Source organism: Leclercia adecarboxylata (assembly GCF_006171285.1).
In the GTDB taxonomy this organism is placed as follows: Bacteria; Pseudomonadota; Gammaproteobacteria; order Enterobacterales; family Enterobacteriaceae; genus Enterobacter; species Enterobacter barmai.
In genome coordinates this window covers 2,831,278-2,855,699 of sequence record NZ_CP040889.1, presented here as the reverse complement: position 1 = coordinate 2,855,699, position 24,422 = coordinate 2,831,278, and the positions used below count along the sequence as shown (strand labels likewise).

Here is a 24,422-nt window from a genome sequence, read left to right as displayed (position 1 = left end):
CATGGCGAAGACGTTGTACGAAAAATTGTTTGATGCGCACGTGGTCTTCGAAGCGCCGAACGAAACCCCGCTGCTCTATATCGACCGCCACCTGGTGCATGAAGTGACGTCCCCGCAGGCGTTTGATGGCCTGCGCGCGCACCATCGCCCGGTGCGTCAGCCTGGTAAAACCTTTGCGACGATGGACCATAACGTCTCGACGCAGACCAAAGACATTAACGCCTCCGGTGAGATGGCGCGAATTCAGATGCAGGAGCTGATCAAGAACTGTAAAGAGTTCGGCGTTGAGCTGTACGACCTGAATCACCCGTATCAGGGGATTGTCCACGTGATGGGTCCTGAGCAGGGCATCACCCTGCCAGGGATGACCATCGTCTGCGGCGACTCCCATACCGCGACCCACGGCGCGTTCGGTGCCCTGGCGTTCGGTATCGGCACCTCTGAAGTAGAACATGTGCTGGCGACTCAGACCCTGAAACAGGGCCGCGCGAAGACCATGAAAATTGAAGTTACCGGCGAGGCCGCCCCGGGCATCACCGCCAAAGACATCGTGCTGGCGATCATCGGTAAAACCGGTAGCGCAGGCGGTACCGGGCATGTGGTGGAGTTCTGCGGCAGCGCAATTCAGGCCCTGAGCATGGAAGGTCGTATGACCCTGTGCAACATGGCCATTGAAATGGGGGCGAAAGCCGGTCTGGTTGCGCCGGATGAGACCACTTTCGCCTATGTGAAAGATCGTCTGCATGCCCCTAAAGGTCAGCATTACGACGACGCGGTCGCCTACTGGAAAACCCTGAAAACCGACGAAGGCGCGGTGTTCGACACCGTTGTCACCCTGCAGGCCGAAGCGATTGCGCCTCAGGTCACCTGGGGCACTAACCCGGGCCAGGTGATCTCCGTAAACGACAACATTCCTGACCCGGCCTCGTTCGCCGATCCGGTTGAGCGCGCCAGCGCAGAGAAAGCGCTGGCCTATATGGGTCTGAAACCGGGCGTGCCGCTGACCGACGTGAACATTGATAAAGTGTTTATTGGCTCCTGCACCAACTCGCGCATTGAAGATCTGCGCGCGGCGGCAGAAGTGGCGAAAGGCCGTAAAGTGGCACCGGGCGTACAGGCGCTGGTGGTTCCTGGCTCCGGCCCGGTAAAAGCGCAGGCAGAAGCCGAAGGACTGGACAAGATTTTCATCGAAGCAGGCTTCGAGTGGCGTCTGCCGGGTTGCTCCATGTGCCTGGCCATGAACAACGACCGCCTGAATCCGGGCGAGCGCTGCGCCTCCACCAGCAACCGTAACTTTGAAGGTCGTCAGGGACGCGGTGGGCGCACACATCTGGTTAGCCCGGCGATGGCCGCGGCCGCCGCAGTGACCGGCCATTTCGCTGATATTCGCAGCCTGAAATAAGGAGACCATCATGGCAGAGAAATTTACCCAACATACTGGCCTGGTGGTCCCTCTGGACGCGGCTAACGTCGATACCGACGCCATCATTCCGAAGCAGTTTTTGCAGAAGGTGACCCGCACCGGTTTTGGTGCCCACCTGTTTAACGACTGGCGTTTTCTGGATGACAAAGGCGAAGTGCCAAATCCGGAGTTCGTGCTGAACTTACCGGCATTTAAAGGGGCGTCGATCCTGCTGGCGCGGGAAAACTTTGGCTGCGGTTCATCGCGCGAGCATGCACCGTGGGCGCTGACCGATTACGGTTTCAAAGTGGTGATTGCGCCGAGCTTTGCCGACATCTTCTACGGCAACAGCTTCAACAACCAGCTCCTGCCGGTCACCCTGAGCGACGAGCAGGTCGATGAGCTGTTTACATTAGTGCAGAGCAATCCGGGCATCACCTTCGAAGTGGATCTGGAAGCGCAGGTGGTCAAAGCCGGGGAGAAAACCTACAGCTTTAACATCGACGCCTTCCGCCGCCACTGCATGATCAACGGTCTGGACAGCATCGGGCTGACCCTGCAGCACGAAGAGGCGATTTCCGCCTACGAGAATAAACAGCCAGCCTTTATGAGCTAAAGATTTAACCCGCACGATAAAGAGTCCATTGCACGAGCAATGGACTCTTTTTTATTCAGACATCTTTAACCCGCCAGGTGAGCACCAGCGTTACCAGCGAAATCCCCGCAATAGCCAAGTAAACCGCAGAATGACCGTAGCTTTGCGCCAGCGCCCCCTGGACGATCCCCGCCAGAATCACGCCGGTTGAAATGCTATTGGTAAATAACGTCGTGGCAGAGCCCGCACGTCCCGGCATCAAATCCTGGAACCAGAGCATGCCGATCCCGGCGATGATGCCGATAAAGACCGCGTTAAACAGCTGCAGGGCGAGCAGCGCTTCACGGCTGTGAAACAGGATCAATCCCAGATAAAACAGCACACCCGCAGCTACCGCAACCACCATCATCCGGCGCTTGCCGAAATATTTCACGTAGTAGCCCGCAAGGATCATCGCCGGGATTTCCAGCCCGGCGGCGGTGCCCATTAAGATCCCGGCCAGCTTGTCAGGCAGGCCCAGATCGCTGCTGATCCACAGCGGCATGTCGATGATATACATGGTGTTGCAGGTCCACATCAGCGTGGAGGCGATAAAGAGCCTGCGGACATTTTTGTTTTTCCAGCCGCTGACCTCGGTCACCGGCACGGCGGTCGCCGATTCCACCCGCGCAACGGAAGGCAGCGCGAAGGCAATCAGCCCCAGGCTGATGGCAAAAATGGCCGCCGCAATGGAGAACATGGCGGTAAAGCCGTAGTTAAGCGCCAGCATAAACGCCAGCGGCGGGCCGATAACCCACGCCAGCGAAAGCTGGGCACGCATCACCGAGCTGAACATCACCACTTCACGCGCGGAGCTGTCGGCATATTCCCGCGCCAGAGCAAACAACTGCGGCATGGCGGTGTTGGCAAGTGAGGCCAGCAGCACGCCGCAGGTTAATAAGGTCAGATAATGACGGTTAAAGGCAAACAGCAGCGCGTTGCCAATCGCCATCGCGCAGCAAAAAAGGATCAGCTTGCGGCGATCGCCCTGGCTGTCGGAACGCTTCGCCAGCCAGAGGCTGACCAGGATCCCGGCGACGGCGTTGACGGTATAGAACAGTCCCACCCAGAAAGGTTGAGCGCCCACCTCGCGGCTCAGGAACAGACTCAGGGTCGGCGCCTGCAGTGCCCCGGCTACGCCCATCATAAAAGCCACCATTAAAAAAGCGGCATAAACACCGTTGAGACGGCGTCCCATCGTCATTAACCAGAGCATTCACTGTTCCCTTTAGCGCACGTGAAAACGAAAAAAGCCAGCAGATAATACCTGCTGGCGTGGTGATTAGCACCAATACTCAGTCACACATGATCGAAGCAATTCAGCGTTCCGAGGTCGACGTTGTCACCTCCCACTGCATCAGATCTTCCAGTATTTTCAGCCGCTGCTCTGCACACCGGCGGGCCAGCCAGGACATTCCCTTTGTCGCTGAGAAGTACTGTTGGTAAAACTGATTTGTGGCAGACCTCTTCATATTCACCTCCTCGCTTCATCGAAGTGAATTATTGGCTTAATATAGGGATTAATAAATTGCTGATTTTTTGTCAGGAGTTCCCCTTTTATGCCTTCTGGTCGTCTGCAACAACAATTCATCCGCCTGTGGCAGTGCTGTGACGGCCAGACCCGGGACACCACGCTCAGCGAGCTGGCCGATCTGCTCAGCTGTTCGCGTCGCCATATGCGGACCCTGCTTAACACCATGCAGCAGCAGGGATGGCTGAGCTGGGAAGCCGAAGCCGGGCGCGGCAAGCGTTCGCGCCTCACCTTTCTCTACACCGGCCTCGCGCTTCAGCAGCAGCGGGCGGAAGATCTGCTCGAGCAGGATCGCATCGAACAGCTGGTGCAGCTGGTGGGCGATAAAGCCGCGGTGCGCCAGATGCTGGTTTCCCACCTCGGACGCAGCTTCCGTCAGGGCAAGCACATCCTGCGGGTGCTCTACTATCGTCCGATGAAAAACCTGTTACCGGGCAGCGCATTACGGCGATCTGAAACCCACATGGCGCGGCAGATTTTTAGCGGCCTGACGCGCATAAATGAGGAAAATGGGGAACTGGAAGCCGACATTGCCCACCACTGGCAGCAGCTTTCCCCGCTGCACTGGCGATTTTTTTTACGGCCCGGCATCCATTTCCATCACGGACGCGAGCTGGAGATGGCCGACGTCATCGCCACGTTGCAGCGCGCCCGCGAATTGCCTCTTTACTCGCACATCAGCCGGATCCAGTCTCCCACGGCCTGGACTCTGGATATTCAGCTCTCTCAGCCCGACCGCTGGCTGCCGTGGCTGCTGGGGTATGTACCCTCGATGATCCTGCCGCGCGAGTGGGAAACCATGCCCAACTTTGCCGGCCATCCGGTAGGCACAGGGCCTTACGCCGTTTCCCGCAACAACAATAATCAGCTGAAGATCCGCGCCTTCGAGGATTACTTTGGCTACCGGGCCTTGATTGACGAAGTGAACGTCTGGGTGTTGCCGGATCTCAACGAAGAGCTGAGCGTCGGCCTGACCCTCGAAGGGCCAACAGAGGGAGAAAAGGCGGTAGAGAGCCGCCTCGAAGAGGGGTGCTACTATCTGCTGTTCGATGCCCGCTCCCATCGCGGTGCCAGCGGCGAGGTGCGCCAGTGGATAAGCCGGATCCTCTCTCCTGCCAATCTGATCTATCAGGCCGAAGAGATGTACCAGTCCTACTGGTTCCCGGCGTATGGCCTGCTGCCGCGCTGGCACCATGCCCGCCCGGGACGCGGCGATAAACCGGCCGGGCTGGAGAGCATCACCCTGACCTTCTACCGCGAACATATTGAACACCGGGTGATCGCCAGAATGATGAGCGAGCTGCTGGCCGCCGAGCAGGTGATGCTCAACATTCAGGAGGTCAGCTACGAGGAGTGGCATCGGGGAGAGATCGTTAGCGACATCTGGCTCAACAGCGTCAACTTCACCCTGCCGCTGGATTTCTCGCTGTTCTCCCATCTGTATGAGGTACCGCTTCTGCAAAACTGCATCGCGCGGGACTGGCAGCAGGACGCCGCCCAGTGGCGCGCCGGGGAGATGAATCTTGCGGTCTGGTGCCAGCAGCTGCTGGCCCAGCAGGCGATTGTCCCGCTGATCCACCACTGGCTGATGATCCAGGGGCAGCGCAGTATGCGCGGCTTACGCATGAATACGCTGGGCTGGTTTGACTTTAAATCGGCGTGGTTTGCGCCGCCGGAACCATAACACTTTCGTAATATTCACCAAATCATTACAATACCGCCGTTCTCAACGGGGTGCTGCGCGAAAGCGTGTGCTGAGAAAATACCCGTCGAACCTGATCCGGATAACGCCGGCGAAGGGATTTGAGGCTGTCGCTCAAAATCCTTTGCCACTCTCAAACAATGAGGTGCAAAGTGTTCAAAACTGTTCTTCCCCTGCTGGCGCTGGTTGCGCTGCCTGCCGTAGCCAGTCCTGTGCTGACGGTCTACACCTACGACTCTTTCGCTGCCGACTGGGGCCCTGGCCCGGCGGTCAAAAAAGCCTTTGAAGCCGACTGCAAGTGCGAGCTGAAGTTTGTGGCGCTGGAGGATGGCGTCTCGCTGCTGAACCGCCTGCGCATGGAAGGTAAAAACAGCAAAGCCGACGTGGTGCTGGGTCTGGATAACAACCTGCTGGAAGCGGCGACGCAGACCGGGCTGTTCGCCAAAAGCGGCGTGCCGACCGATGCGGTTAACGTCCCTGGCGGCTGGAAAAACGACACCTTTGTGCCCTTCGATTACGGCTACTTCGCCTTTGTCTATGACAAAAACAAGCTGAAAAACCCACCGAAAAGCCTGAAAGAGCTGGTTGAGAGCGATAAAAAATGGCGCGTGATCTACGAAGATCCGCGCACCAGCACCCCGGGGCTGGGTCTGCTGCTGTGGATGCAAAAAGTGTACGGCGACAAAACGCCGGAAGCCTGGCAGAAGCTGGCCGCTAAAACCGTCACCGTGACCAAAGGCTGGAGCGAAGCCTACGGTCTGTTCCTGAAAGGCGAAAGCGACCTGGTGCTGAGCTACACCACCTCTCCGGCGTATCACATTATTTCAGAGAAAAAAGAGAACTACGCTGCCGCGGACTTTGCTGAAGGCCACTATCTGCAGGTGGAAGTCGCCGCCCGTACTGCCGCCAGCAAACAGCCGGAACTGGCCGAAAAGTTCCTGAAATTTATGGTCTCCCCGTCGTTCCAGAACGCCATCCCGACCGGCAACTGGATGTACCCGGTGACCAACGTGACGTTACCGGCCGGTTTTGACACCCTGGTGAAACCGCAAACCACGCTGGAATTTACCCCACAGGAAGTGGCCGGGAAACGTGCTGCCTGGATCGGTGAATGGCAACGCGCCGTCAGCCGCTAATCGCCGGCTGGTTACTCCCGGGGCTTCTGGCCGCCATCCTGATGGTGTCCGTCGCCCTGGGGGCTTTTCTGGCGCTGTGGTTTAACGCGCCAGCCACCGACGTCGCGGCGCTGTTGCACGACAGCTATCTGTGGCACGTTATCCGCTTCTCTTTCTGGCAGGCGTTTCTCTCCGCCCTGCTCTCGGTGACCCCCGCAATATTTCTTGCCCGCGCCCTCTACCGGCGACGGTTCCCGGGCAGGCAGGCGCTGCTGCGCCTGTGCGCCATGACCCTGATCCTGCCGGTGCTGGTGGCGATATTTGGCATTCTCAGCGTCTACGGACGTCAGGGCTGGCTGGCCGTCCTGTGCCAGGCGCTCGGACTTGAGTGGACCTTCTCGCCCTATGGCCTGCAGGGGATCCTGCTGGCGCACGTCTTTTTCAACATGCCGATGGCCACGCGTCTGCTGCTGCAGGCGCTGGAGAATATCCCCGGCGAGCAGCGCCAGCTTGCGGCCCAGCTCGGAATGCGCGGCTGGTCATTTTTCCGCTTCGTTGAGTGGCCCTGGCTACGCCGTCAGATCCCGCCGGTTGCGGCGCTGATCTTCATGCTCTGCTTTGCCAGCTTCGCCACCGTGCTCTCGCTCGGCGGCGGGCCGCAGGCCACCACCATCGGGCTCGCTATCTATCAGGCCCTGAGCTACGACTATGATCCGGGCCGTGCGGCACTGCTTGCCATCGTGCAGATGGTCTGCTGTCTGGGGCTGGTGATGCTGAGCCAGCGGCTGGGAAAAGCCATCCCCGTCGGCAGTAACCAGCTCGCAGGCTGGCGCGATCCGCAGGACAACCTGCGTAGCCGTCTGACCGATGGCCTGCTGATCGCCCTGGCGCTACTGCTGCTGATCCCGCCGCTGCTGGCGGTGGTGGTCGACGGTCTGAATCTCAACCTGCTGTCGGTGCTGCAACAGCCGGTGCTCTGGCAGGCGCTGGGCACCTCGCTGCGCATTGCGCTGGGTGCCGGGCTGCTCTGCGTGCTGCTGACCATGATGCTGCTGTGGACCAGCCGGGAGCTGTATGCCCGCCAGGCGTTCGTAGCCGGACAGGCGCTGGATCTCAGCGGGATGCTGATCCTGGCGATGCCCGGCATCGTGCTGGCGAGCGGTTTTTTCCTGCTGTTCAACAGCACTGTCGGCCTGCCTGAATCGGCCGATGGCATAGTCATCTTTACCAACGCCCTGATGGCGATCCCCTACGCGCTGAAAGTGCTGGAAAACCCGATGCGCGATCTCAGCGCCCGCTATACCCTGCTCTGCGACTCCCTGGGAATGCACGGCTGGCAGCGGCTGAAGGTGGTGGAGCTGCGCGCCCTGAAACGCCCTCTGGCCCAGGCGCTGGCCTTTGCCTGCGTGCTGTCTATCGGTGATTTCGGCGTGGTGGCGCTGTTTGGCAACGATGATTTCCGCACCCTGCCGTTCTGGCTTTACCAGCAAATTGGCTCGTATCGCAGCCAGGACGGTGCCGTCACGGCGCTGCTGCTGCTCTTGCTATGCTTTGCGTTATTTACCGTTATCGAAAAACTTCCGGGGCGTGATGTTAAAACTGACTGATGTAACCTGGCTTTATCAGCACCTGCCGATGCGCTTTACCCTGTCCGTGGGCCAGGGCGAACTTATCGCCGTGCTCGGCCCCAGCGGCGCGGGGAAAAGCACGCTCCTCAACCTGATCGCCGGTTTTCTGCAACCGGCCAACGGCAGCATCACGATTAACGGCCATGACCATACCCGCACGCCGCCGTCACAGCGCCCGGTGTCGATGCTGTTTCAGGAAAACAATCTTTTCACTCATCTGACCGTGCGTCAGAACATTGGCCTCGGCATGCATCCGGGCATGAAGCTGAAAGCTGCCCAGCAGCAGAAGCTAAGCGACATCGCGCTTCAGATGGGGATAGACGATCTGCTGGAACGCCTGCCGGGGGAGCTCTCGGGTGGTCAGCGCCAGCGTGTTGCCCTTGCGCGCTGTCTGGTGCGCGAACAGCCCATCCTGCTGCTGGATGAGCCCTTTTCGGCGCTCGATCCCGCGTTACGTCAGGAGATGCTGCTGCTGGTCAAAGAGGTGTGCGAGCGCCAGCAGCTAACGATGCTGATGGTGTCGCACAGCGTGGAAGATGCGGTCAGAATCGCCCGACGGTCGGTGGTGATTGCCGATGGCCGTATCGCCTGGGATGGCGATACGGAACAGCTGGCAAGTGGGAAAGCGAGCGCGTCGCGCCTGCTGGGGATCCACTGACAAGGGTCAGCGGCTGACCACCTTCAATAAGATCTCGCCGTAGACCGGCATCAGCGGGTGGCGAACCAGCATCACCAGCGCGGCCACCGCAACACCCAGGGTGACGGGCGCAAGCCAGAACAGGCGTCCACGCGGCAGGTAATCGCTCAGGCGATCCGACGCCGCCTTTCCGCTGCGCCACAGCCGCCAGCAGAGCCAGGCCGCCAGCCACAGCAGCAGCGCGGTTGCCAGCAACAGCCATTTAAAGCCCCCGCTCTGAACATCGGCAGGAATATCAATTGCTGCCCCGGCCAGAATGCCCGGCAGGAAGTAAAACGGCGGCCACAACAGGCAGCCAATCAGGTTCGGCACGATAAATTTCGACACCGGCAGATCGAGCATCCCCGCCACCATTGGCACCAGCGGACGCGTCGGGCCCACAAAGCGGCCCACCAGAATGGTAAACATGCTGTGTTGATGCAGGGCATGCTCGGTTTTATCGAGCAGCGCTTTGTTTTTCTTCATGAATGACCAGCGGTGCAGCGGCTTTTTGAAGCGCCAGCCCAGCCAGAATGAGATCCAGTCCCCCAGCAGGCAACCGACGATCCCCGCCAGCCACGCCTGCCAGAAGTTAACCTCGCCGCTGCCAATCAGCGCGCCGAGCCCGGCCATCAGCACCGTGCCGGGCAGGATCAGTCCGACCAGCGCCAGGGATTCCAGAAAGGCCACTAACGCCACGGCGATGAGCGAATAGGTAACGGACTGAGTAATAAAATGTTCCAGCAATGCCTGCATAACAGTTCCGGTCAGGTGACGAAGCAGGGATTCTGCGAACAGAGGCCTGCTGCGTCAAGACAACAATTGTCTGAATAGTTTACCGGGTGTGAGCAGGATCGAGTGATCTTGTTTAGTTTTATTTACCTTTTATTCACACCCCGCGCGGAATTCGCTCGGGCTGGCCCCGGTGCATTTTTTAAAGACCCGGGAAAAGTAGAGCTGATCCTCAAAGCCCACGTTGCGCCCGACGGTGGCAATCGGCATGCGGGTGGTGCTGAGCAGCAGCTTGGCCTGGCTGATACGCTGATCTTCGCGCCAGCTCAGCACGCTCACCCCCAGCTGCTGCCGGAACAGGTGCGACAGCCGTGACGGCGACAGGCAGACATGCTGGGCGACGCTGGCGATATCGAACTGGCTGTCCGCCAGATGATCGCTGATGTACTGGCAGGCTTCGCGCACCCGGTGATCCAGCGGTGGGTTCAGCGATTCGTTGATCGCCTCCATCCGGCGCAGCAGGAGCTGTTCCAGCAGATTGATGGCCAGCAGCTCGGCATAGCGTCCCCCGGCCTGTCCGGCCTCGATGATCTGGGCGAACAGTTCACGAAACTGCGGCTGATGCGCTTCGTCCGGACGGTAGAAGCCGGTATGGGCAAACATCGACGGCCAGGCCAGCCACTCCTGCCAGTAGGCGCGGGGGCGAAAGTAGACCCACTGGTGATACCACTCCCGGGCATCGGGATGACGGCCGTAGTGGTGAATTTCACCCGGCGGAAAGAGCAAAATATCCCCCGGACGGCAGACAAAGGTTTGCTCGCCATTCTTGATGACCCCCTCTCCGCGCACGGTCAGGTTGAGGATATAGCCCTTCATCCCCAGCGGTCGATCAACGTAAAAATCGAGATAGCCTTCCGCCTCAATGGGCGTCAGTCCTGCAACCAGATGGGCGTTAAACGAGTAGCCCGGCAGCAGGGGATCACTTTGCGTTTCAGCCATATTTTCAGTACTCCTGGCAGTCCTGAAGGAAACCATTTGTCCATATCATCAAAAGCGGCATAAAAACGGGGCGCTCAAAGATCCAAAAGGCATCAGCCCGTTTTTAGGTCCGCCATCATCACGCTTCCGTTGCGATTTATCCGTAACATCGGGCGGGTCGGCGGTAACAAAAGTGTCTATAACCACGGCAGAAATGTCCACATAGATTATTTGCACGGCGTCACACTTTCTCATGTCACAGCAAAATCATCCATAAGATTAGCGGATCCTGCCTGACGATTTTTCCCCTCACTCTCTAATGTTCATTCATATCTGTTTTTTTGATGGAGCAACACCATGGCAATTGCGATTGGCCTCGATTTTGGCAGTGACTCAGTACGCGCCCTGGCAGTGGAGTGCACAACGGGTCAGGAGATAGCGACCAGCGTCGAGTGGTATCCGCGCTGGCAAGAGGGGCGCTATTGCGATGCGCCGAACAATCAGTTCCGCCATCACCCGCGTGACTATATCGAGTCGATGGAAGCGGCGATCAAAACCGTGCTGGCAGAGTTAAGTGAAGCGCAGCGCGCTCAGATCGTCGGGATTGGCGTGGACAGTACCGGTTCAACCCCGGCACCGATTGACGCCGACGGCCACGTCCTGGCGCTGCAGCCGGCGTTCGCCGATAACCCGAACGCCATGTTCGTGCTGTGGAAAGACCATACCGCGGTAGAAGAAGCCGAAGCCATCACCCGTTTGTGCCATCAGCCCGGCAAAAACGACTACTCCCGCTACATTGGCGGCATTTACTCCAGCGAGTGGTTCTGGGCGAAAATCCTGCACGTTACCCGTCAGGATCCGCAGGTGGCGCAAGCGGCTGTGTCGTGGATTGAGCTGTGCGACTGGGTTCCGGCCCTGCTCTCCGGCACCACCCGCCCGCAGGATATCCGTCGCGGTCGCTGCAGCGCCGGGCATAAATCCCTCTGGCATGAGAGCTGGGGTGGCCTGCCGCCTGCCGCCTTCTTTGACGAACTCGATCCGATTATCAACCAGAGCCTGGACTACCCCCTGTTTACCGATACCTGGACTGCGGATATCCCGGTCGGCACGCTGTGCGCCGAGTGGGCGGAACGTCTGGGTCTGCCGCAGACCGTTGCCATCTCCGGCGGCGCCTTCGACTGCCACATGGGCGCGGTTGGCGCGGGGGCTCAGCCCAACACACTGGTGAAAGTGATCGGCACCTCTACCTGCGACATCCTGACGGCGGATAAAGCCAGCGTCGGCGATCGCGCGGTGAAAGGTATCTGCGGCCAGGTCGATGGCAGCGTAGTGCCTGATTTTATCGGCCTGGAAGCGGGTCAGTCCGCCTTCGGCGACATCTACGCCTGGTTTGGCCGCGTGCTGGGCTGGCCGCTGGATCGGCTGGCGGCTGCGCATCCGGAACTGAAAACCCAGATTGCCGAGAGCAAAAAACAGCTGCTGCCTCAGCTGACAGAAGCCTGGGCGAAAAATCCTTCCCTTGATCATCTCCCGGTCGTTCTCGACTGGTTTAACGGCCGCCGCACACCGAATGCTAACCAGCGCCTGAAGGGGGTGATTACCGATCTCAACCTCGCCACCGACGCCCCGGCGCTGTTTGGCGGGCTGGTGGCAGCCACCGCTTTCGGCGCGCGCGCCATTATGGAGTGCTTCACCGAACAGGGGATCGCCGTTAACGAAGTGATGGCCCTGGGCGGTATCGCCCGTAAAAACCCGGTGATCATGCAGGCCTGCTGCGACGTGCTGAACCGTCCGCTGCAGATTGTCGCCTCGGATCAGTGCTGTGCCCTGGGCGCGGCGATCTTCGCCGCAGTGGCGGCAGGCGTGCACGCCGATATCCCGACGGCCCAGCAGCATATGGCGAGCAAGGTGGAAAGCACCCTGCAGCCGCGCGCGCAGCAGGCGCAACGTTTTGAACAGCTTTATCAGCGCTACCAGCAGTGGGCGAAGAGCGCTGAGCAGCACTATCTCCCTGTCGCCGCCCCGGTTAAGAGCATCCCGGAATCCACGGCAACCCTGACACATTAAGGACACGATAATGACGATTTTTAATAATTATGAAGTGTGGTTTGTGATTGGTAGCCAGCATCTTTACGGGCCGGAAGCCCTGCGCCAGGTAACACAGCATGCAGAACATGTGGTCAATGCCCTGAATGCGGAAGCAAAACTGCCGTGCAAGCTGGTGCTTAAACCGCTGGGGACCTCCCCGGATGAAATCACCCACATCTGCCGCGACGCCAACTACGACGACAAATGCGCGGGTCTGGTGGTATGGCTGCACACCTTCTCCCCGGCCAAGATGTGGATCAACGGTCTTTCCATCCTCAACAAACCGCTGCTGCAGTTCCATACCCAGTTCAACGCGGCGCTGCCGTGGGACAGCATCGACATGGACTTTATGAACCTGAACCAGACCGCACACGGCGGCCGTGAGTTCGGCTTCATCGGCGCGCGTATGCGCCAGCAGCACGCGGTGGTAACCGGCCACTGGCAGGACAAACAGGCTCATCAACGCATCGGTTCCTGGATGCGCCAGGCAGTATCGAAACAGGATACCCGTCAGCTGAAAGTGGTGCGCTTCGGCGACAACATGCGCGAAGTGGCGGTGACCGACGGCGATAAAGTGGCCGCGCAGATTAAGTTTGGTTTTTCCGTCAATACCTGGGCGGTGGGCGATCTGGTGCAGGTGGTCAATGAAATCAGCGACGGCGACGTTAATGCGCTGGTGGATGAGTACGAAAGCAGCTATCGCCTGACGGCGGCGGCACAGGTTAACGGGGATAAGCGCCAGAACGTGCTGGATGCGGCCCGTATTGAGCTGGGTATGAAGCGCTTCCTGGAACAGGGCGGCTTCCATGCGTTCACCACCACCTTCGAAGATCTGCACGGCCTCAAGCAGCTGCCGGGCCTGGCGGTACAACGTCTGATGCAGCAGGGCTACGGCTTTGCCGGTGAAGGCGACTGGAAAACTGCCGCTCTGCTACGCATCATGAAAGTGATGTCGACCGGTCTGCAGGGCGGCACCTCCTTTATGGAGGATTACACCTACCACTTCGAGAACGGCAACGATCTGGTGCTGGGCTCGCACATGCTGGAAGTCTGCCCGTCGATCGCCGTGGATGAAAAACCGATCCTTGACGTGCAGCATCTTGGCATCGGTGGCAAAGCCGATCCGGCGCGTCTGATCTTCAACACCCGTACCGGCCCGGCCATCAACGCCAGCCTGATCGATCTGGGGGATCGTTTCCGCCTGCTGGTGAACTGCGTTGACGCCGTTGAAACCCCGCACTCCCTGCCGAAACTGCCGGTCGCCAACGCCCTGTGGAAAGCCCAGCCGGATCTGGCGACCGCGTCCGAAGCCTGGATCGTGGCGGGCGGCGCGCACCACACCGTCTTCAGCCATGCGCTGGATCTCAACGACATGCGTCAGTTCGCGGAGCTGCACGACATCGAACTGACGGTCATTGATAACGACACCCGTCTGCCGGCCTTCAAAGATGCGCTGCGCTGGAACGAAGTCTACTACGGTTCAAAACGTTAACAGGGGAACCTTTGGCCTGCCGCAGGGCGGGCCTTTTTTCCTGGAGGATACATGCTGGAAGATCTCAAACGTCAGGTGCTTGAAGCTAACCTGACCCTGCCGGAACATAACCTCGTTACCCTGACCTGGGGCAACGTCAGTGCCGTCGACCGCGAAGCAGGCGTGTTCGTGATTAAACCGTCCGGCGTCGACTACCGGGTGATGACCGCCGACGACATGGTGGTGGTCAGTCTCGCCACCGGCGAAGTGGTGGAAGGGAAGAAAAAGCCCTCCTCCGATACGCCAACCCATCGCCTGCTCTATCAGGCTTTCCCGTCGATTGGCGGCATTGTTCACACCCACTCCCGTCATGCCACCATCTGGGCGCAGGCAGGGCAGCCGATCCCGGCGACCGGTACCACCCACGCCGACTACTTCTATGGCACCATCCCCTGCACCCGCAAGATGACCGATGCCGAGATCAACGGCGAGTATGAGTGGGAAACCGGTAACGTGATTGTCGAAACCTTTGAGAAACAGGGAATCGACGCCGCGCAGATGCCGGGGGTGCTGGTTCACTCTCACGGTCCGTTTGCCTGGGGTAAAAACGCCGAAGACGCGGTGCATAACGCTATTGTGCTGGAAGAAGTGGCCTATATGGGCATCTTCTGCCGCCAGCTGGCGCCGCAGTTGCCGGATATGCAGCAAACCCTGCTGGATAAACATTATCTGCGCAAGCACGGCGCGAAGGCGTATTACGGGCAGTAAAAACACCCCTCACCCCGGCCCTCTCCCCAAAGGGGAGAGGGTGTAATCGTCCCCTCGCCCCTCTGGGGAGAGGGTTAGGGTGAGGGGATAACTGTATAAAACCCCAGCAATACACCCGCAACCAGGCTATAATCAGGCCTGGTTTTGTTTTATGAGAGAACGGCGTGGCGCAGGCGCAACAAGGCTTTTTACTCACCCGGCACTGGCGGGATACCCCCCAGGGTACCGAAGTTGAATTCTGGCTGGCGACCGATAACGGTCCGCTGAACGTCACCCTGCCAGCCCAGGAGTCCGTCGCGTTTATACCTGAGCCTGACGTCGAAAAAGCCCGCCAGCTGCTGCAGGGTGAAAACGGCTGGCGGCTGACCCCGCTTGAACTGAAAGATTTCCACCGCCGTCCGGTGTACGGCCTTTACTGTCGCGCCCATCGCCAGCTGATGCGCTATGAAAAGCTGCTCCGCGAGGCAGGCGTGACCCTGTACGAAGCCGATGTTCGTCCCCCGGAGCGCTTTCTAATGGAGCGCTTTATCACCGCCCCGGTGTGGGTGGACGGTACGCCCCAGGGCAGTCGGCTGATCGATGCCCGCCTCAAGCCCAACCCGCACTATCGCCCGCCCCTGAAATGGGCGTCGGTGGATATTGAAACCACCCGCCACGGCGAGCTCTACTGCATCGGCATTGAAGGCTGCGGCCAGCGGGTTGTCTATATGCTGGGCCCGGCGAATGGGGACGCCTCCGGGCTCGATTTTCAGCTGGAGTACGTCAACAGCCGCCCGCAGCTGATCGAGAAACTTAACGCCTGGTTTGCGCAGCACGATCCGGACGTCATCATCGGCTGGAACGTGGTGCAGTTCGATTTGCGGGTTCTACAAAAACACGCCGAACGCTACCGCATTCCTCTCCTGCTCGGGCGCGGCAACAGCGAGCTGGAGTGGCGAGAGCACGGGTTTAAAAACGGCGTCTTCTTTGCCCAGGCTAACGGGCGCTTGATTATCGACGGCATCGAGGCGCTGAAATCGGCGTTCTGGAGCTTCTCGTCATTTTCGCTGGAGTCGGTATCGCAGGAGCTGCTCGGCGAGGGCAAATCCATCGACAACCCGTGGGACAGGATGGACGAAATTGACCGCCGGTTCGCGGAAGATAAACCTGCTCTGGCCACCTATAACCTGAAAGACTGCGAGCTGGTCACGCGCATTTTTCACAAAACAGAGATCATGCCGTTTCTGCTGGAGCGCGCCACGGTCAATGGCCTGGCGGTCGACCGGCACGGCGGCTCGGTGGCCGCCTTCAGCCATCTCTACTTTCCGCGCATGCACCGGGCGGGCTATGTAGCCCCGAATCTCGGTGACGTGCCGCCCCAGGCCAGCCCCGGCGGCTACGTGATGGACTCCCGCCCCGGCCTGTACGACTCGGTGCTGGTGCTGGATTATAAAAGCCTTTATCCGTCGATCATTCGCACCTTTCTTATCGATCCGGTCGGGCTGGTGGAAGGCCTCGCACAACCGGATGAGCAGCACAGCACCGAAGGATTCCTCGGGGCGCGCTTCTCCCGGGAAAAACACTGCCTGCCGGAGATCGTCAGCCAGATCTGGTACGGGCGTGAAGAGGCCAAACGCCACGGCAATAAACCGCTCTCCCAGGCCCTGAAGATCATTATGAACGCCTTTTACGGCGTGCTTGGCACCAGCGCCTGCCGCTTCTTCGATCCGCGCCTGGCCTCGTCGATCACCATGCGCGGCCATGAGATCATGCGCCAGACCAAAGTGCTGGTGGAGTCTCAGGGCTATGACGTGATTTATGGCGACACCGACTCCACCTTCGTCTGGCTGAAGGGCGCGAAAAGCGAAGCGGAGGCTGCCGCCATCGGCCGGTCGCTGGTGGAGTACGTTAACAGCTGGTGGCGAACCCAACTGCAGAACGCGGGCCTGACCAGCGCCCTGGAGCTGGAATATGAGACCCACTTCTGCCGCTTTTTAATGCCCACCATCCGGGGAACCGATCAGGGCAGCAAGAAACGCTACGCCGGGCTTATCCAGGAGGGGGAAAAGCAGCGGATGGTGTTCAAAGGGCTGGAAACCGTGCGTACCGACTGGACCCCGCTGGCGCAGCGCTTCCAGCAGGAGCTTTATCTGAAAATCTTCCGTCGCGAGCCCTATCAGGAGTTTGTGCGCGAGACCATCGCCAGCCTGATGGCGGGCGAACTGGATGCGCAGCTGGTCTACCGCAAGCGCCTGCGCCGCCCGCTTGCGGAGTATCAGCGCAACGTCCCGCCCCACGTCCGCGCCGCCCGGCTTGCCGATGAAGAGAACGTCCGCCTCGGGCGCGCGCCGCAGTATCAGAACCGCGGCACCATCAAATATGTCTGGACCACCAGCGGCCCGGAGCCGGTGGATTATCAGCGTTCGCCCCTTGACTATGACCACTACCTTACGCGCCAGCTACAGCCCGTCGCGGAGGGAATTTTACCGTTCATGGACGACGACTTTGCTACACTGATGACAGGTCAGTTGGGGCTATTTTGACAGGTGACGAAATCGCTGCCATCCAGTACCATAGCGCCCTTTCCATTCCCGGACCCATTATTCGATTACCGTCATTTCCCGACGGTGGTTGAACTATTGCCTGCAATTAAAGATTAGAGCCGAACAAATATGCCTTTTACACTTGGTCAACGCTGGATCAGCGACACAGAAAGCGAACTTGGGTTAGGAACTGTCGTGGCGCTGGATGCGCGTATGGTGACTCTCCTTTTCCCCGCCACCGGTGAAAACCGTCTGTATGCGCGCAATGATTCCCCTGTGACCCGCGTGATGTTCAACCCGGGCGACACCGTTACCAGCCATGAAGGCTGGCAGCTGAAGATTGAAGACGTAAAAGAAGAGAATGGACTGCTCGCCTATATTGGTACCCGTCTTGATACCGACGAGACCGATGTGATGCTGCGCGAAGTGCTGCTCGACAGCAAGCTGGTGTTCAGCAAGCCTCAGGATCGCCTGTTCGCCGGTCAGATTGACCGCATGGATCGCTTCTCGCTGCGCTACCGCGCGCGTAAGTTCCAGAGCGAGCAGTACCGTATGCCCTGGAGCGGCCTGCGCGGCCAGCGCACCAGCCTGATCCCCCATCAGCTAAACATCGCTCATGACGTGGGCCGTCGCCATGCGCCGCGCGTCCTGCTGGCGGATGAGGTCGGCTTAGGTAAAACCATCGAAGCGGGCATGATTTTGCATCAACAGCTGCTCTCCGGCGCGGCCGAGCGCGTGCTGATTGTGGTGCCAGAAACCCTGCAGCACCAGTGGCTGGTGGAGATGCTGCGTCGCTTCAACCTGCGTTTTTCCCTGTTTGACGACGAGCGCTACGCCGAAGCCCAGCACGATGCCGATAACCCGTTCGAAACCGAACAGCTGGTGATCTGCTCCCTGGACTTCGTGCGCCGCAGCAAGCAGCGTCTTGAGCACCTGTGCGATGCCGAATGGGACATCATGGTGGTCGATGAAGCGCACCATCTGGTGTGGAGCGTCGATGCCCCAAGCCGCGAATACATGGCTATTGAACAGCTGGCCGAGCGCGTGCCTGGCGTGCTGCTGTTGACCGCAACCCCGGAACAGCTGGGTCTGGAGAGCCACTTTGCGCGTCTGCGCCTGCTGGATCCAAACCGTTTCCATGACTTTGACCTCTTTGTCGAAGAGCAGAAAAATTACCGCCCGGTGGCCGACGCCGTTGCCCTGCTGCTGGCAGGCAAACACCTCTCCAACGAAGAGCTCAACACCCTGAGCGATCTGATTGGTGAACAGGATATCGAGCCGTTACTGCAGGCCGCCAACAGCGATCGTGACGGCGCCGACGCCGCTCGCCAGGAGCTGGTCTCCATGCTGATGGACCGCCACGGCACCAGCCGCGTCCTGTTCCGTAACACCCGTAACGGGGTGAAAGGCTTCCCGAAACGCGAGCTGCACACCATCCGTCTGCCGCTGCCCACCCAGTACCAGACGGCCATCAAGGTCTCCGGCATCATGGGCGCACGCAAAACGGCGGAAGAGCGCGCCCGGGATATGCTCTATCCGGAACAGATTTATCAGGAATTTGAAGGCGACAGCGGCACCTGGTGGAACTTCGACCCGCGCGTTGAGTGGCTGATGGGTTATCTGACCGCCAACCGTTCCCAGAAGGTGCTGATTATCTGCGCCAAAGCCACTACCGCGCTTCAGCTGGAGCAGGTTCTGCGCGAACGGGAAGGTATTCGCGCGGCGGTGTTCCATGAAGGCATGTCCATTATCGAACGCGACCGCGCGGCGGCATGGTTCTCCGAAGAGGACAGCGGCGCGCAGGTGCTGCTCTGCTCCGAAATCGGCTCCGAAGGGCGTAACTTCCAGTTTGCCAGCCGTCTGGTGATGTTCGATTTACCGTTCAACCCGGATCTGCTGGAGCAGCGTATCGGCCGTCTGGATCGTATCGGTCAGGCGCACGACATTCAGATCCACGTCCCGTATCTGGAAAAAACCGCCCAGTCCGTGCTGGTGCGCTGGTTCCACGAAGGACTGGATGCGTTTGAACATACCTGCCCGACCGGCCGTACCATTTACGACAGCGTGCACAGCGAGCTGACAGGCTATCTGGCCTCACCGGAAAACACCGACGGTTTCGACGATCTGATCAAAACCTGCCGTGAACAGCATGACGCCCTGAAAGCGCAGCTGGAACAGGGCCGCGACCGTCTGCTGGAGATCCACTCCAACGGCGGCGAAAAGGCCCAGGCGCTGGCCGAGAGCATTGAAGAGCAGGATGACGACACCAGCCTGATCAGCTTCGCCATGAACCTGTTTGATATCGTCGGTATCAACCAGGACGATCGCGGCGAGAACCTGATTGTGCTGACCCCGTCCGACCATATGCTGGTGCCGGACTTCCCGGGCCTGCCGGAAGATGGCTGCACCATCACCTTCGAGCGTGACGTGGCGCTTTCCCGCGAAGACGCGCAGTTCATTACCTGGGAGCATCCGCTGATCCGCAACGGTCTGGATCTGATCCTCTCCGGCGACACCGGCAGCAGCACCATTTCGCTGCTGAAGAACAAGGCGCTGCCGGTCGGCACCCTGCTGCTGGAGCTGATCTACGTGGTTGAAGCCCAGGCGCCGAAACAGCTACAGCTCAACCGCTTCCTGCCGGCCACGCCGGTACGTCTGCTGCTGGATAAGAACGGAACCAACCTGGCGGCGCAGGTCGAGTTTGAAAGCTTTAACCGTCAGCTGAGCGCGGTGAATCGCCATACCGGCAGCAAGCTGGTAAACGCGGTGCAGCAGGACGTGTATACCATTCTCCAGCAGGGTGAACCTCAGATCGAGAAAGCGGCGCGTGCCCTCATTGACGCAGCGCGTAGCGAAGCGGATGAAAAACTGTCGGCGGAGCTGTCGCGTCTGGAGGCCCTGCGTGCGGTGAATCCGAATATTCGTGACGATGAACTGGCGGCGATTGAAACCAATCGCCAGCAGGTGCTTGAGAGCCTCGAGCAGGCAGGATGGCGTCTTGATGCGCTGCGCCTTATCGTTGTGACGCATCAGTAAGCGGAGCGAAACATGTTGATGGAACCCTACAATCCGCCGCAGGATCCGTGGCTGGTCATTCTGTATCAGGATGAGCACATTATGGTGGTCAACAAGCCGAGCGGCTTGTTGTCCGTGCCGGGCAGGCTGGATGAGCACAAAGACAGCGTGATGACGCGCGTGCAGCGCGATTATCCGCAGGCAGAGTCCGTCCACCGTCTGGACATGGCGACCAGCGGTGTGATTGTGGTGGCGCTGACCAAGGCGGCAGAGCGCGAGCTGAAGCGTCAGTTTCGTGAGCGCGAGCCGAAGAAGCAGTACCTTGCGCGCGTCTGGGGACATCCACAGCCGTCTGAAGGATTGGTTGACCTGCCGCTTATCTGCGACTGGCCTAATCGCCCAAAGCAGAAGGTCTGCTACGAGACCGGCAAGGCGGCGCAAACCGAGTATGAAGTGCTGGAGTACGCGGCGGACAACAGCGCCCGCGTGCTGTTAAAACCCATTACCGGTCGCTCGCACCAGCTGCGCGTGCATATGCTGGCGCTGGGCCATCCAATTCTGGGGGATCGCTTTTATGCCACGCCAGAAGCACTGGCCATGGCGCCGCGCCTGCAGCTGCACGCTGAGATGCTCACCATCACCCATCCGGAATATGGCACGCCGATGACCTTTAAGGCACCGGCGGATTTCTGACGACTTGCCCGGCGGTGCGACGCTTGCCGGGCATACCCTCTTATTTAAAACCCTTCTGCTCTTTAATGAGCTCGTAGGCTTTCTGAATTTCCTGCGCTTTTTGCTTCGCCATCTCCATCATCTCTGGCGGTAACCCTTTCGCCACCAGCTTATCCGGGTGATGCTCGCTCATCAGCTTGCGGTAGGCGCGCTTGATGGTCGTTGGCTCATCGGTCGGCTTCACGCCCAGCACGTTACAGGCATCTTCCAGGGTTGGTCCGCGCTGCGCCTGCTGCCAGCCGCCACCGCCCGCCTGCTGTTGCTGATAGCCGCCGCCAAACTGCGCCCCGCCCTGCATCATGCGCAGGAACTGATCGAACTGGGTTCGGGAGATGCCCAGCTCTTCGGCGATGACATACAGCACCTCACGTTCGTTCGGGTGGAGTGAACCGTCGGCAAACGCTGCCTGGATTTGAATCTCCAGAAACATCCGAATTAAGTCGAAGCGCCCGAAGCAGATACTGCGGAACTGACGCATTTTTTCGCGCAAGGGATAGTTGTCCGCCTTGCCGATACGAAATGCGTGTTGCGCCGCCGCCCGGGAGTCGCCGTGCAGGTTCATGCGATCCATAAACTGGCTGGCGATGTGGATGTCGGCCTCGGTCACCCGCCCTTTCGATTTGGTCAGATGGCCCATAACCTCGAACGTCGTCGCAAAAAAAAGCGCCTGGCGTTCACGCTGGTTGGCGAACCAGGCCATCTTACGACTTCGTGCTTTATCAAACATATGGCCGATAAGCAGCCCCAGAACGATACCCCAGAAGCCCGCGCCCATCAGTAAAGCGAACGCCACGCCGATAATTTTTCCCCAATACTGCATATACTCCCCAAATGGTGATGTATTTAAACCAGCGCAACGCCATCATTCCGGTGGCCTGGCCACGGTCAAGTGAAGGACATCGCCTATAATTTGCATTATCATACTCGTCATTCAATAACGAGCCTATCACCATGGCTTGTTTACGGGCAGGATTAACGCTGGCACTGTGATGATGAGTAAGATAGTCTCTGACCGTTTGCCAGCGATAAGCCACTGATGACGGAACAATAAATAAAACGTATGAAAAAACGTATCCCCACCCTCCTGGCCACGATGATAGCTACGGCTCTGTATAGTCAACAGGCTCTGGCAGCCGATCTCGCCTCGCAATGTATGTTGGGTATTCCCAGCTATGATCGCCCGCTGGTTCAGGGTGATACGAACACGCTACCGGTTACCATCACCGCTGACAACGCGAAAGGGAACTATCCTGACGACGCCGTGTTTAGCGGGAATGTAGATATTAACCAGGGTAACAGCCGCCTGCAGGCCGATGAAGTTCAGTTGCACCAGAAACAGCCAGAAGGCGCGGCCGAACCGGTACGAACGGTGGATGCGCTGGGTAATGTGCACTATGACGATAATCAGGTCATCCTGAAAGGTCCGAAAGCCTGGTCAAACCTGAATACCAAGGACACTAACGTCTGGGAAGGTGATTACCAGATGGTAGGCCGTCAGGGCCGCGGTAAAGCCGACCTGATGAAACAGCGCGGTGAAAACCGCTACACCATTCTTGAGAACGGGACCTTTACCTCCTGTCTGCCAGGCTCAGATACCTGGAGCGTGGTCGGTAGCGAAGTGATCCACGACCGCGAAGAGCAAGTGGCGGAGATCTGGAACGCCCGCTTTAAGCTCGGCCCGGTACCGGTCTTTTACAGCCCGTATCTGCAGTTACCCGTGGGCGATAAACGTCGCTCAGGTTTCCTGATCCCCAACGCCAAGTACAGCACCTCAAACTATTTTGAGTTCTATCTGCCGTACTACTGGAACATCGCGCCCAACATGGACGCCACGATCACGCCGCACTATATCCACAAGCGCGGCAACATCATGTGGGAAAACGAGTTCCGCTATCTGACGCAAGCGGGTGAAGGTCTGATGGAGCTGGACTATCTGCCATCGGATAAGGTCTTCCAGGACGAGCATCCAACAGAAGGCGATAAACACCGCTGGCTGTACTACTGGCAGCACGCCGGGGTAATGGATCAGGTATGGCGCTTCAACGTTAACTATACCAAAGTCAGCGATCCTTACTATTTCAACGATTTCACCTCGAAATACGGTTCAAGTACCGACGGCTACGCCACGCAGATCTTCAGCGCAGGCTACGCGGTCAAAAACTTTGACGCTACCGTATCGACCCGTCAGTTCCAGGTGTTCAGCAGCCAGAACGCCAGCACCTACGGTGCGGAACCGCAGCTGGACGTCAACTGGTACCAGAACGACGTCGGTCCGTTTGATACCCGCATCTACGGCCAGGCCGTGCATTTCGTCAATACCAACTCCGATATGCCGGAAGCGACGCGTATTCACCTTGAGCCGACCATTAACCTGCCGGTGTCAAACGACTGGGCGAGCCTGGATACCGAAGTGAAGCTGATGGCGACCCACTATCAGCAGGATAATCTGGAGACGTACAACGCCAATAACGGTACCCATCTGGAAGAGTCCGTAAACCGTACGCTGCCGCAGTTCAAGATGGACGGTAAGCTCATCTTCGAGCGCGACATGAACTGGAGCGAAGGTTATACCCAGACGCTGGAGCCGCGCGCGCAGTACCTGTACGTGCCGTATCGCGATCAGAGCAACATCAATAACTACGACTCTTCTCTGCTGCAATCCGACTATAGCGGCCTGTTCCGCGACCGTACTTACGGTGGTCTGGACCGCATTGCCTCGGCTAACCAGGTGACCACCGGTGTCACAACCCGCGTATTTGATGATGCTGCGGTTGAACGTTTTAATGCTTCCATTGGTCAAATCTACTATTTCACCGAATCGCGTACTGGCGATGACAACATCAACTGGGAGAAAAACGACAAAACCGGCTCCCTGGTCTGGGCGGGTGATACCTACTGGCGCATGACGGATCGCTGGGGGCTGCGTGGCGGCCTGCAGTACGATACGCGTCTGGATAACATTGCCACCAGCAGTGCCACCGTTGAGTATCGCCGTGATGAAGACCGTATGGTGCAGCTGAGCTACCGTTACGCCAGCCCGGAGTATATCCAGGCAACGTTACCTAACTTCTCGACGGCCGAACAGTACAAAGAGGGCATTTCGCAAGTGGGTGGCACGGCAAGCTGGCCTATTGCCGATCGCTGGTCAATCGTCGGCGCGTACTACTTTGACACCAATCAGAGTAAGTCGGCGGATCAGATGCTGGGTCTGCAGTATAACTCCTGCTGTTACGCGATCCGCGTCGGTTACGAGCGTAAGCTGAACGGCTGGGATCCTGACAAAGGTCAGAGCGAGTACGATAACGTCATCGGCTTTAACATCGAGCTGCGTGGCCTGAGTTCCAACTATGGTCTGGGTACTCAGCAGATGCTGCGCTCACCGATTCTGCCGTACCGTAGTTCATTATGATGTACTTGATTTAACACGT

General features: G+C 58.9%; 18 protein-coding genes and 1 riboswitch. Of the genes, 13 read left to right on the top strand and 5 right to left on the bottom strand.

Translation table 11 applies throughout. The features are described 5' to 3' along the window. Position 1: 1 nt before the first annotated feature. Both leuC and leuD read left to right on the top strand, forming a co-directional pair. The gene (leuC, locus tag FHN83_RS15420; RefSeq protein ID WP_039030389.1) at positions 2-1,402 is read left to right on the top strand and encodes a 3-isopropylmalate dehydratase large subunit; all 1,401 of its coding nucleotides are present in this window, start codon (positions 2-4) and stop codon (positions 1,400-1,402) included. A 10-nt stretch (positions 1,403-1,412) separates the two neighbouring features. Next, positions 1,413-2,018 (top strand): 3-isopropylmalate dehydratase small subunit, encoded by a 606-nt coding sequence (leuD, locus tag FHN83_RS15415; RefSeq protein WP_139564327.1) that lies wholly within the window; start codon positions 1,413-1,415, stop codon positions 2,016-2,018. A gap of 55 nt (positions 2,019-2,073) precedes the next feature. Here leuD and FHN83_RS15410 read toward each other — a convergent pair whose 3' ends face one another. Next, positions 2,074-3,252, bottom strand: a complete 1,179-nt coding sequence (locus tag FHN83_RS15410) for a sugar efflux transporter (RefSeq protein ID WP_039030391.1) — start codon at positions 3,250-3,252, stop codon at positions 2,074-2,076. Positions 3,253-3,355: 103 nt separating this feature from the next. Further along, positions 3,356-3,508: a glucose uptake inhibitor SgrT gene (gene sgrT / locus FHN83_RS15405; RefSeq protein ID WP_139564326.1), complete on the bottom strand. Its 153-nt coding sequence runs from the start codon at positions 3,506-3,508 to the stop codon at positions 3,356-3,358. An 87-nt stretch (positions 3,509-3,595) separates the two neighbouring features. On the opposite strand from sgrT, the gene sgrR reads away from it, so the two are divergent. The 4 genes from sgrR (at position 3,596) to thiQ (ending at position 8,670) form a co-directional block, all read left to right on the top strand. Beyond that, entirely contained in the window at positions 3,596-5,251 is a 1,656-nt protein-coding gene (sgrR, locus tag FHN83_RS15400; protein WP_139564325.1) for an HTH-type transcriptional regulator SgrR, read from the top strand. A 36-nt stretch (positions 5,252-5,287) separates the two neighbouring features. Continuing rightward, positions 5,288-5,387: riboswitch (TPP riboswitch) on the top strand. Positions 5,388-5,421: 34 nt separating this feature from the next. After that, positions 5,422-6,405: a thiamine ABC transporter substrate binding subunit gene (gene thiB / locus FHN83_RS15395; protein WP_139564324.1), complete on the top strand. Its 984-nt coding sequence runs from the start codon at positions 5,422-5,424 to the stop codon at positions 6,403-6,405. Next, positions 6,381-7,991, top strand: coding sequence for a thiamine/thiamine pyrophosphate ABC transporter permease ThiP (thiP, locus tag FHN83_RS15390; protein ID WP_139564323.1), 1,611 nt, complete (start codon positions 6,381-6,383; stop codon positions 7,989-7,991). Before thiB ends, thiP begins: the two co-directional genes overlap by 25 nt. Beyond that, positions 7,975-8,670, top strand: a complete 696-nt coding sequence (gene thiQ, locus FHN83_RS15385; RefSeq protein ID WP_139564322.1) for a thiamine ABC transporter ATP-binding protein ThiQ — start codon at positions 7,975-7,977, stop codon at positions 8,668-8,670. Before thiP ends, thiQ begins: the two co-directional genes overlap by 17 nt. A 6-nt stretch (positions 8,671-8,676) precedes the next feature. Here thiQ and FHN83_RS15380 read toward each other — a convergent pair whose 3' ends face one another. After that, the gene (locus FHN83_RS15380) at positions 8,677-9,444 is read right to left on the bottom strand and encodes a DedA family protein (RefSeq protein ID WP_139564321.1); all 768 of its coding nucleotides are present in this window, start codon (positions 9,442-9,444) and stop codon (positions 8,677-8,679) included. Between the two features lie 129 nt (positions 9,445-9,573). Beyond that, positions 9,574-10,419: an arabinose operon transcriptional regulator AraC gene (araC, locus tag FHN83_RS15375; RefSeq protein WP_039030397.1), complete on the bottom strand. Its 846-nt coding sequence runs from the start codon at positions 10,417-10,419 to the stop codon at positions 9,574-9,576. Positions 10,420-10,755: 336 nt separating this feature from the next. Between araC and araB the strand changes: the two genes are divergently transcribed. The 6 genes from araB (at position 10,756) to rluA (ending at position 20,955) form a co-directional block, all read left to right on the top strand. Then, a complete protein-coding gene (gene araB / locus FHN83_RS15370) occupies positions 10,756-12,465 on the top strand; it encodes a ribulokinase (RefSeq protein ID WP_139564320.1) in 1,710 nt (569 codons plus the stop codon). Between the two features lie 10 nt (positions 12,466-12,475). Then, on the top strand, positions 12,476-13,978 hold the full coding sequence (gene araA, locus FHN83_RS15365; RefSeq protein WP_039030399.1) for an L-arabinose isomerase: 1,503 nt from the start codon (positions 12,476-12,478) through the stop codon (positions 13,976-13,978). 51 nt (positions 13,979-14,029) lie between these two features. Beyond that, positions 14,030-14,725: an L-ribulose-5-phosphate 4-epimerase gene (araD, locus tag FHN83_RS15360; protein WP_139564319.1), complete on the top strand. Its 696-nt coding sequence runs from the start codon at positions 14,030-14,032 to the stop codon at positions 14,723-14,725. A 164-nt stretch (positions 14,726-14,889) separates the two neighbouring features. After that, positions 14,890-17,247: a DNA polymerase II gene (gene polB / locus FHN83_RS15355; protein ID WP_139564318.1), complete on the top strand. Its 2,358-nt coding sequence runs from the start codon at positions 14,890-14,892 to the stop codon at positions 17,245-17,247. 129 nt (positions 17,248-17,376) lie between these two features. Further along, positions 17,377-20,283 carry an RNA polymerase-associated protein RapA gene (rapA, locus tag FHN83_RS15350; RefSeq protein WP_139564317.1) on the top strand — a complete coding sequence of 969 codons (2,907 nt, stop codon included), beginning with the start codon at positions 17,377-17,379 and terminating at the stop codon, positions 20,281-20,283. Positions 20,284-20,295: 12 nt separating this feature from the next. Continuing rightward, the gene (gene rluA / locus FHN83_RS15345) at positions 20,296-20,955 is read left to right on the top strand and encodes a bifunctional tRNA pseudouridine(32) synthase/23S rRNA pseudouridine(746) synthase RluA (protein ID WP_039030403.1); all 660 of its coding nucleotides are present in this window, start codon (positions 20,296-20,298) and stop codon (positions 20,953-20,955) included. A gap of 40 nt (positions 20,956-20,995) precedes the next feature. On the opposite strand, the gene djlA is transcribed toward rluA, so the two are convergent. Further along, entirely contained in the window at positions 20,996-21,814 is an 819-nt protein-coding gene (djlA, locus tag FHN83_RS15340; protein ID WP_039030404.1) for a co-chaperone DjlA, read from the bottom strand. A 240-nt stretch (positions 21,815-22,054) separates the two neighbouring features. Here djlA and lptD point away from each other — a divergent pair, with 240 nt between their 5' ends. Then, a complete protein-coding gene (lptD, locus tag FHN83_RS15335; RefSeq protein ID WP_139564316.1) occupies positions 22,055-24,403 on the top strand; it encodes an LPS assembly protein LptD in 2,349 nt (782 codons plus the stop codon). Positions 24,404-24,422: the final 19 nt, after the last annotated feature.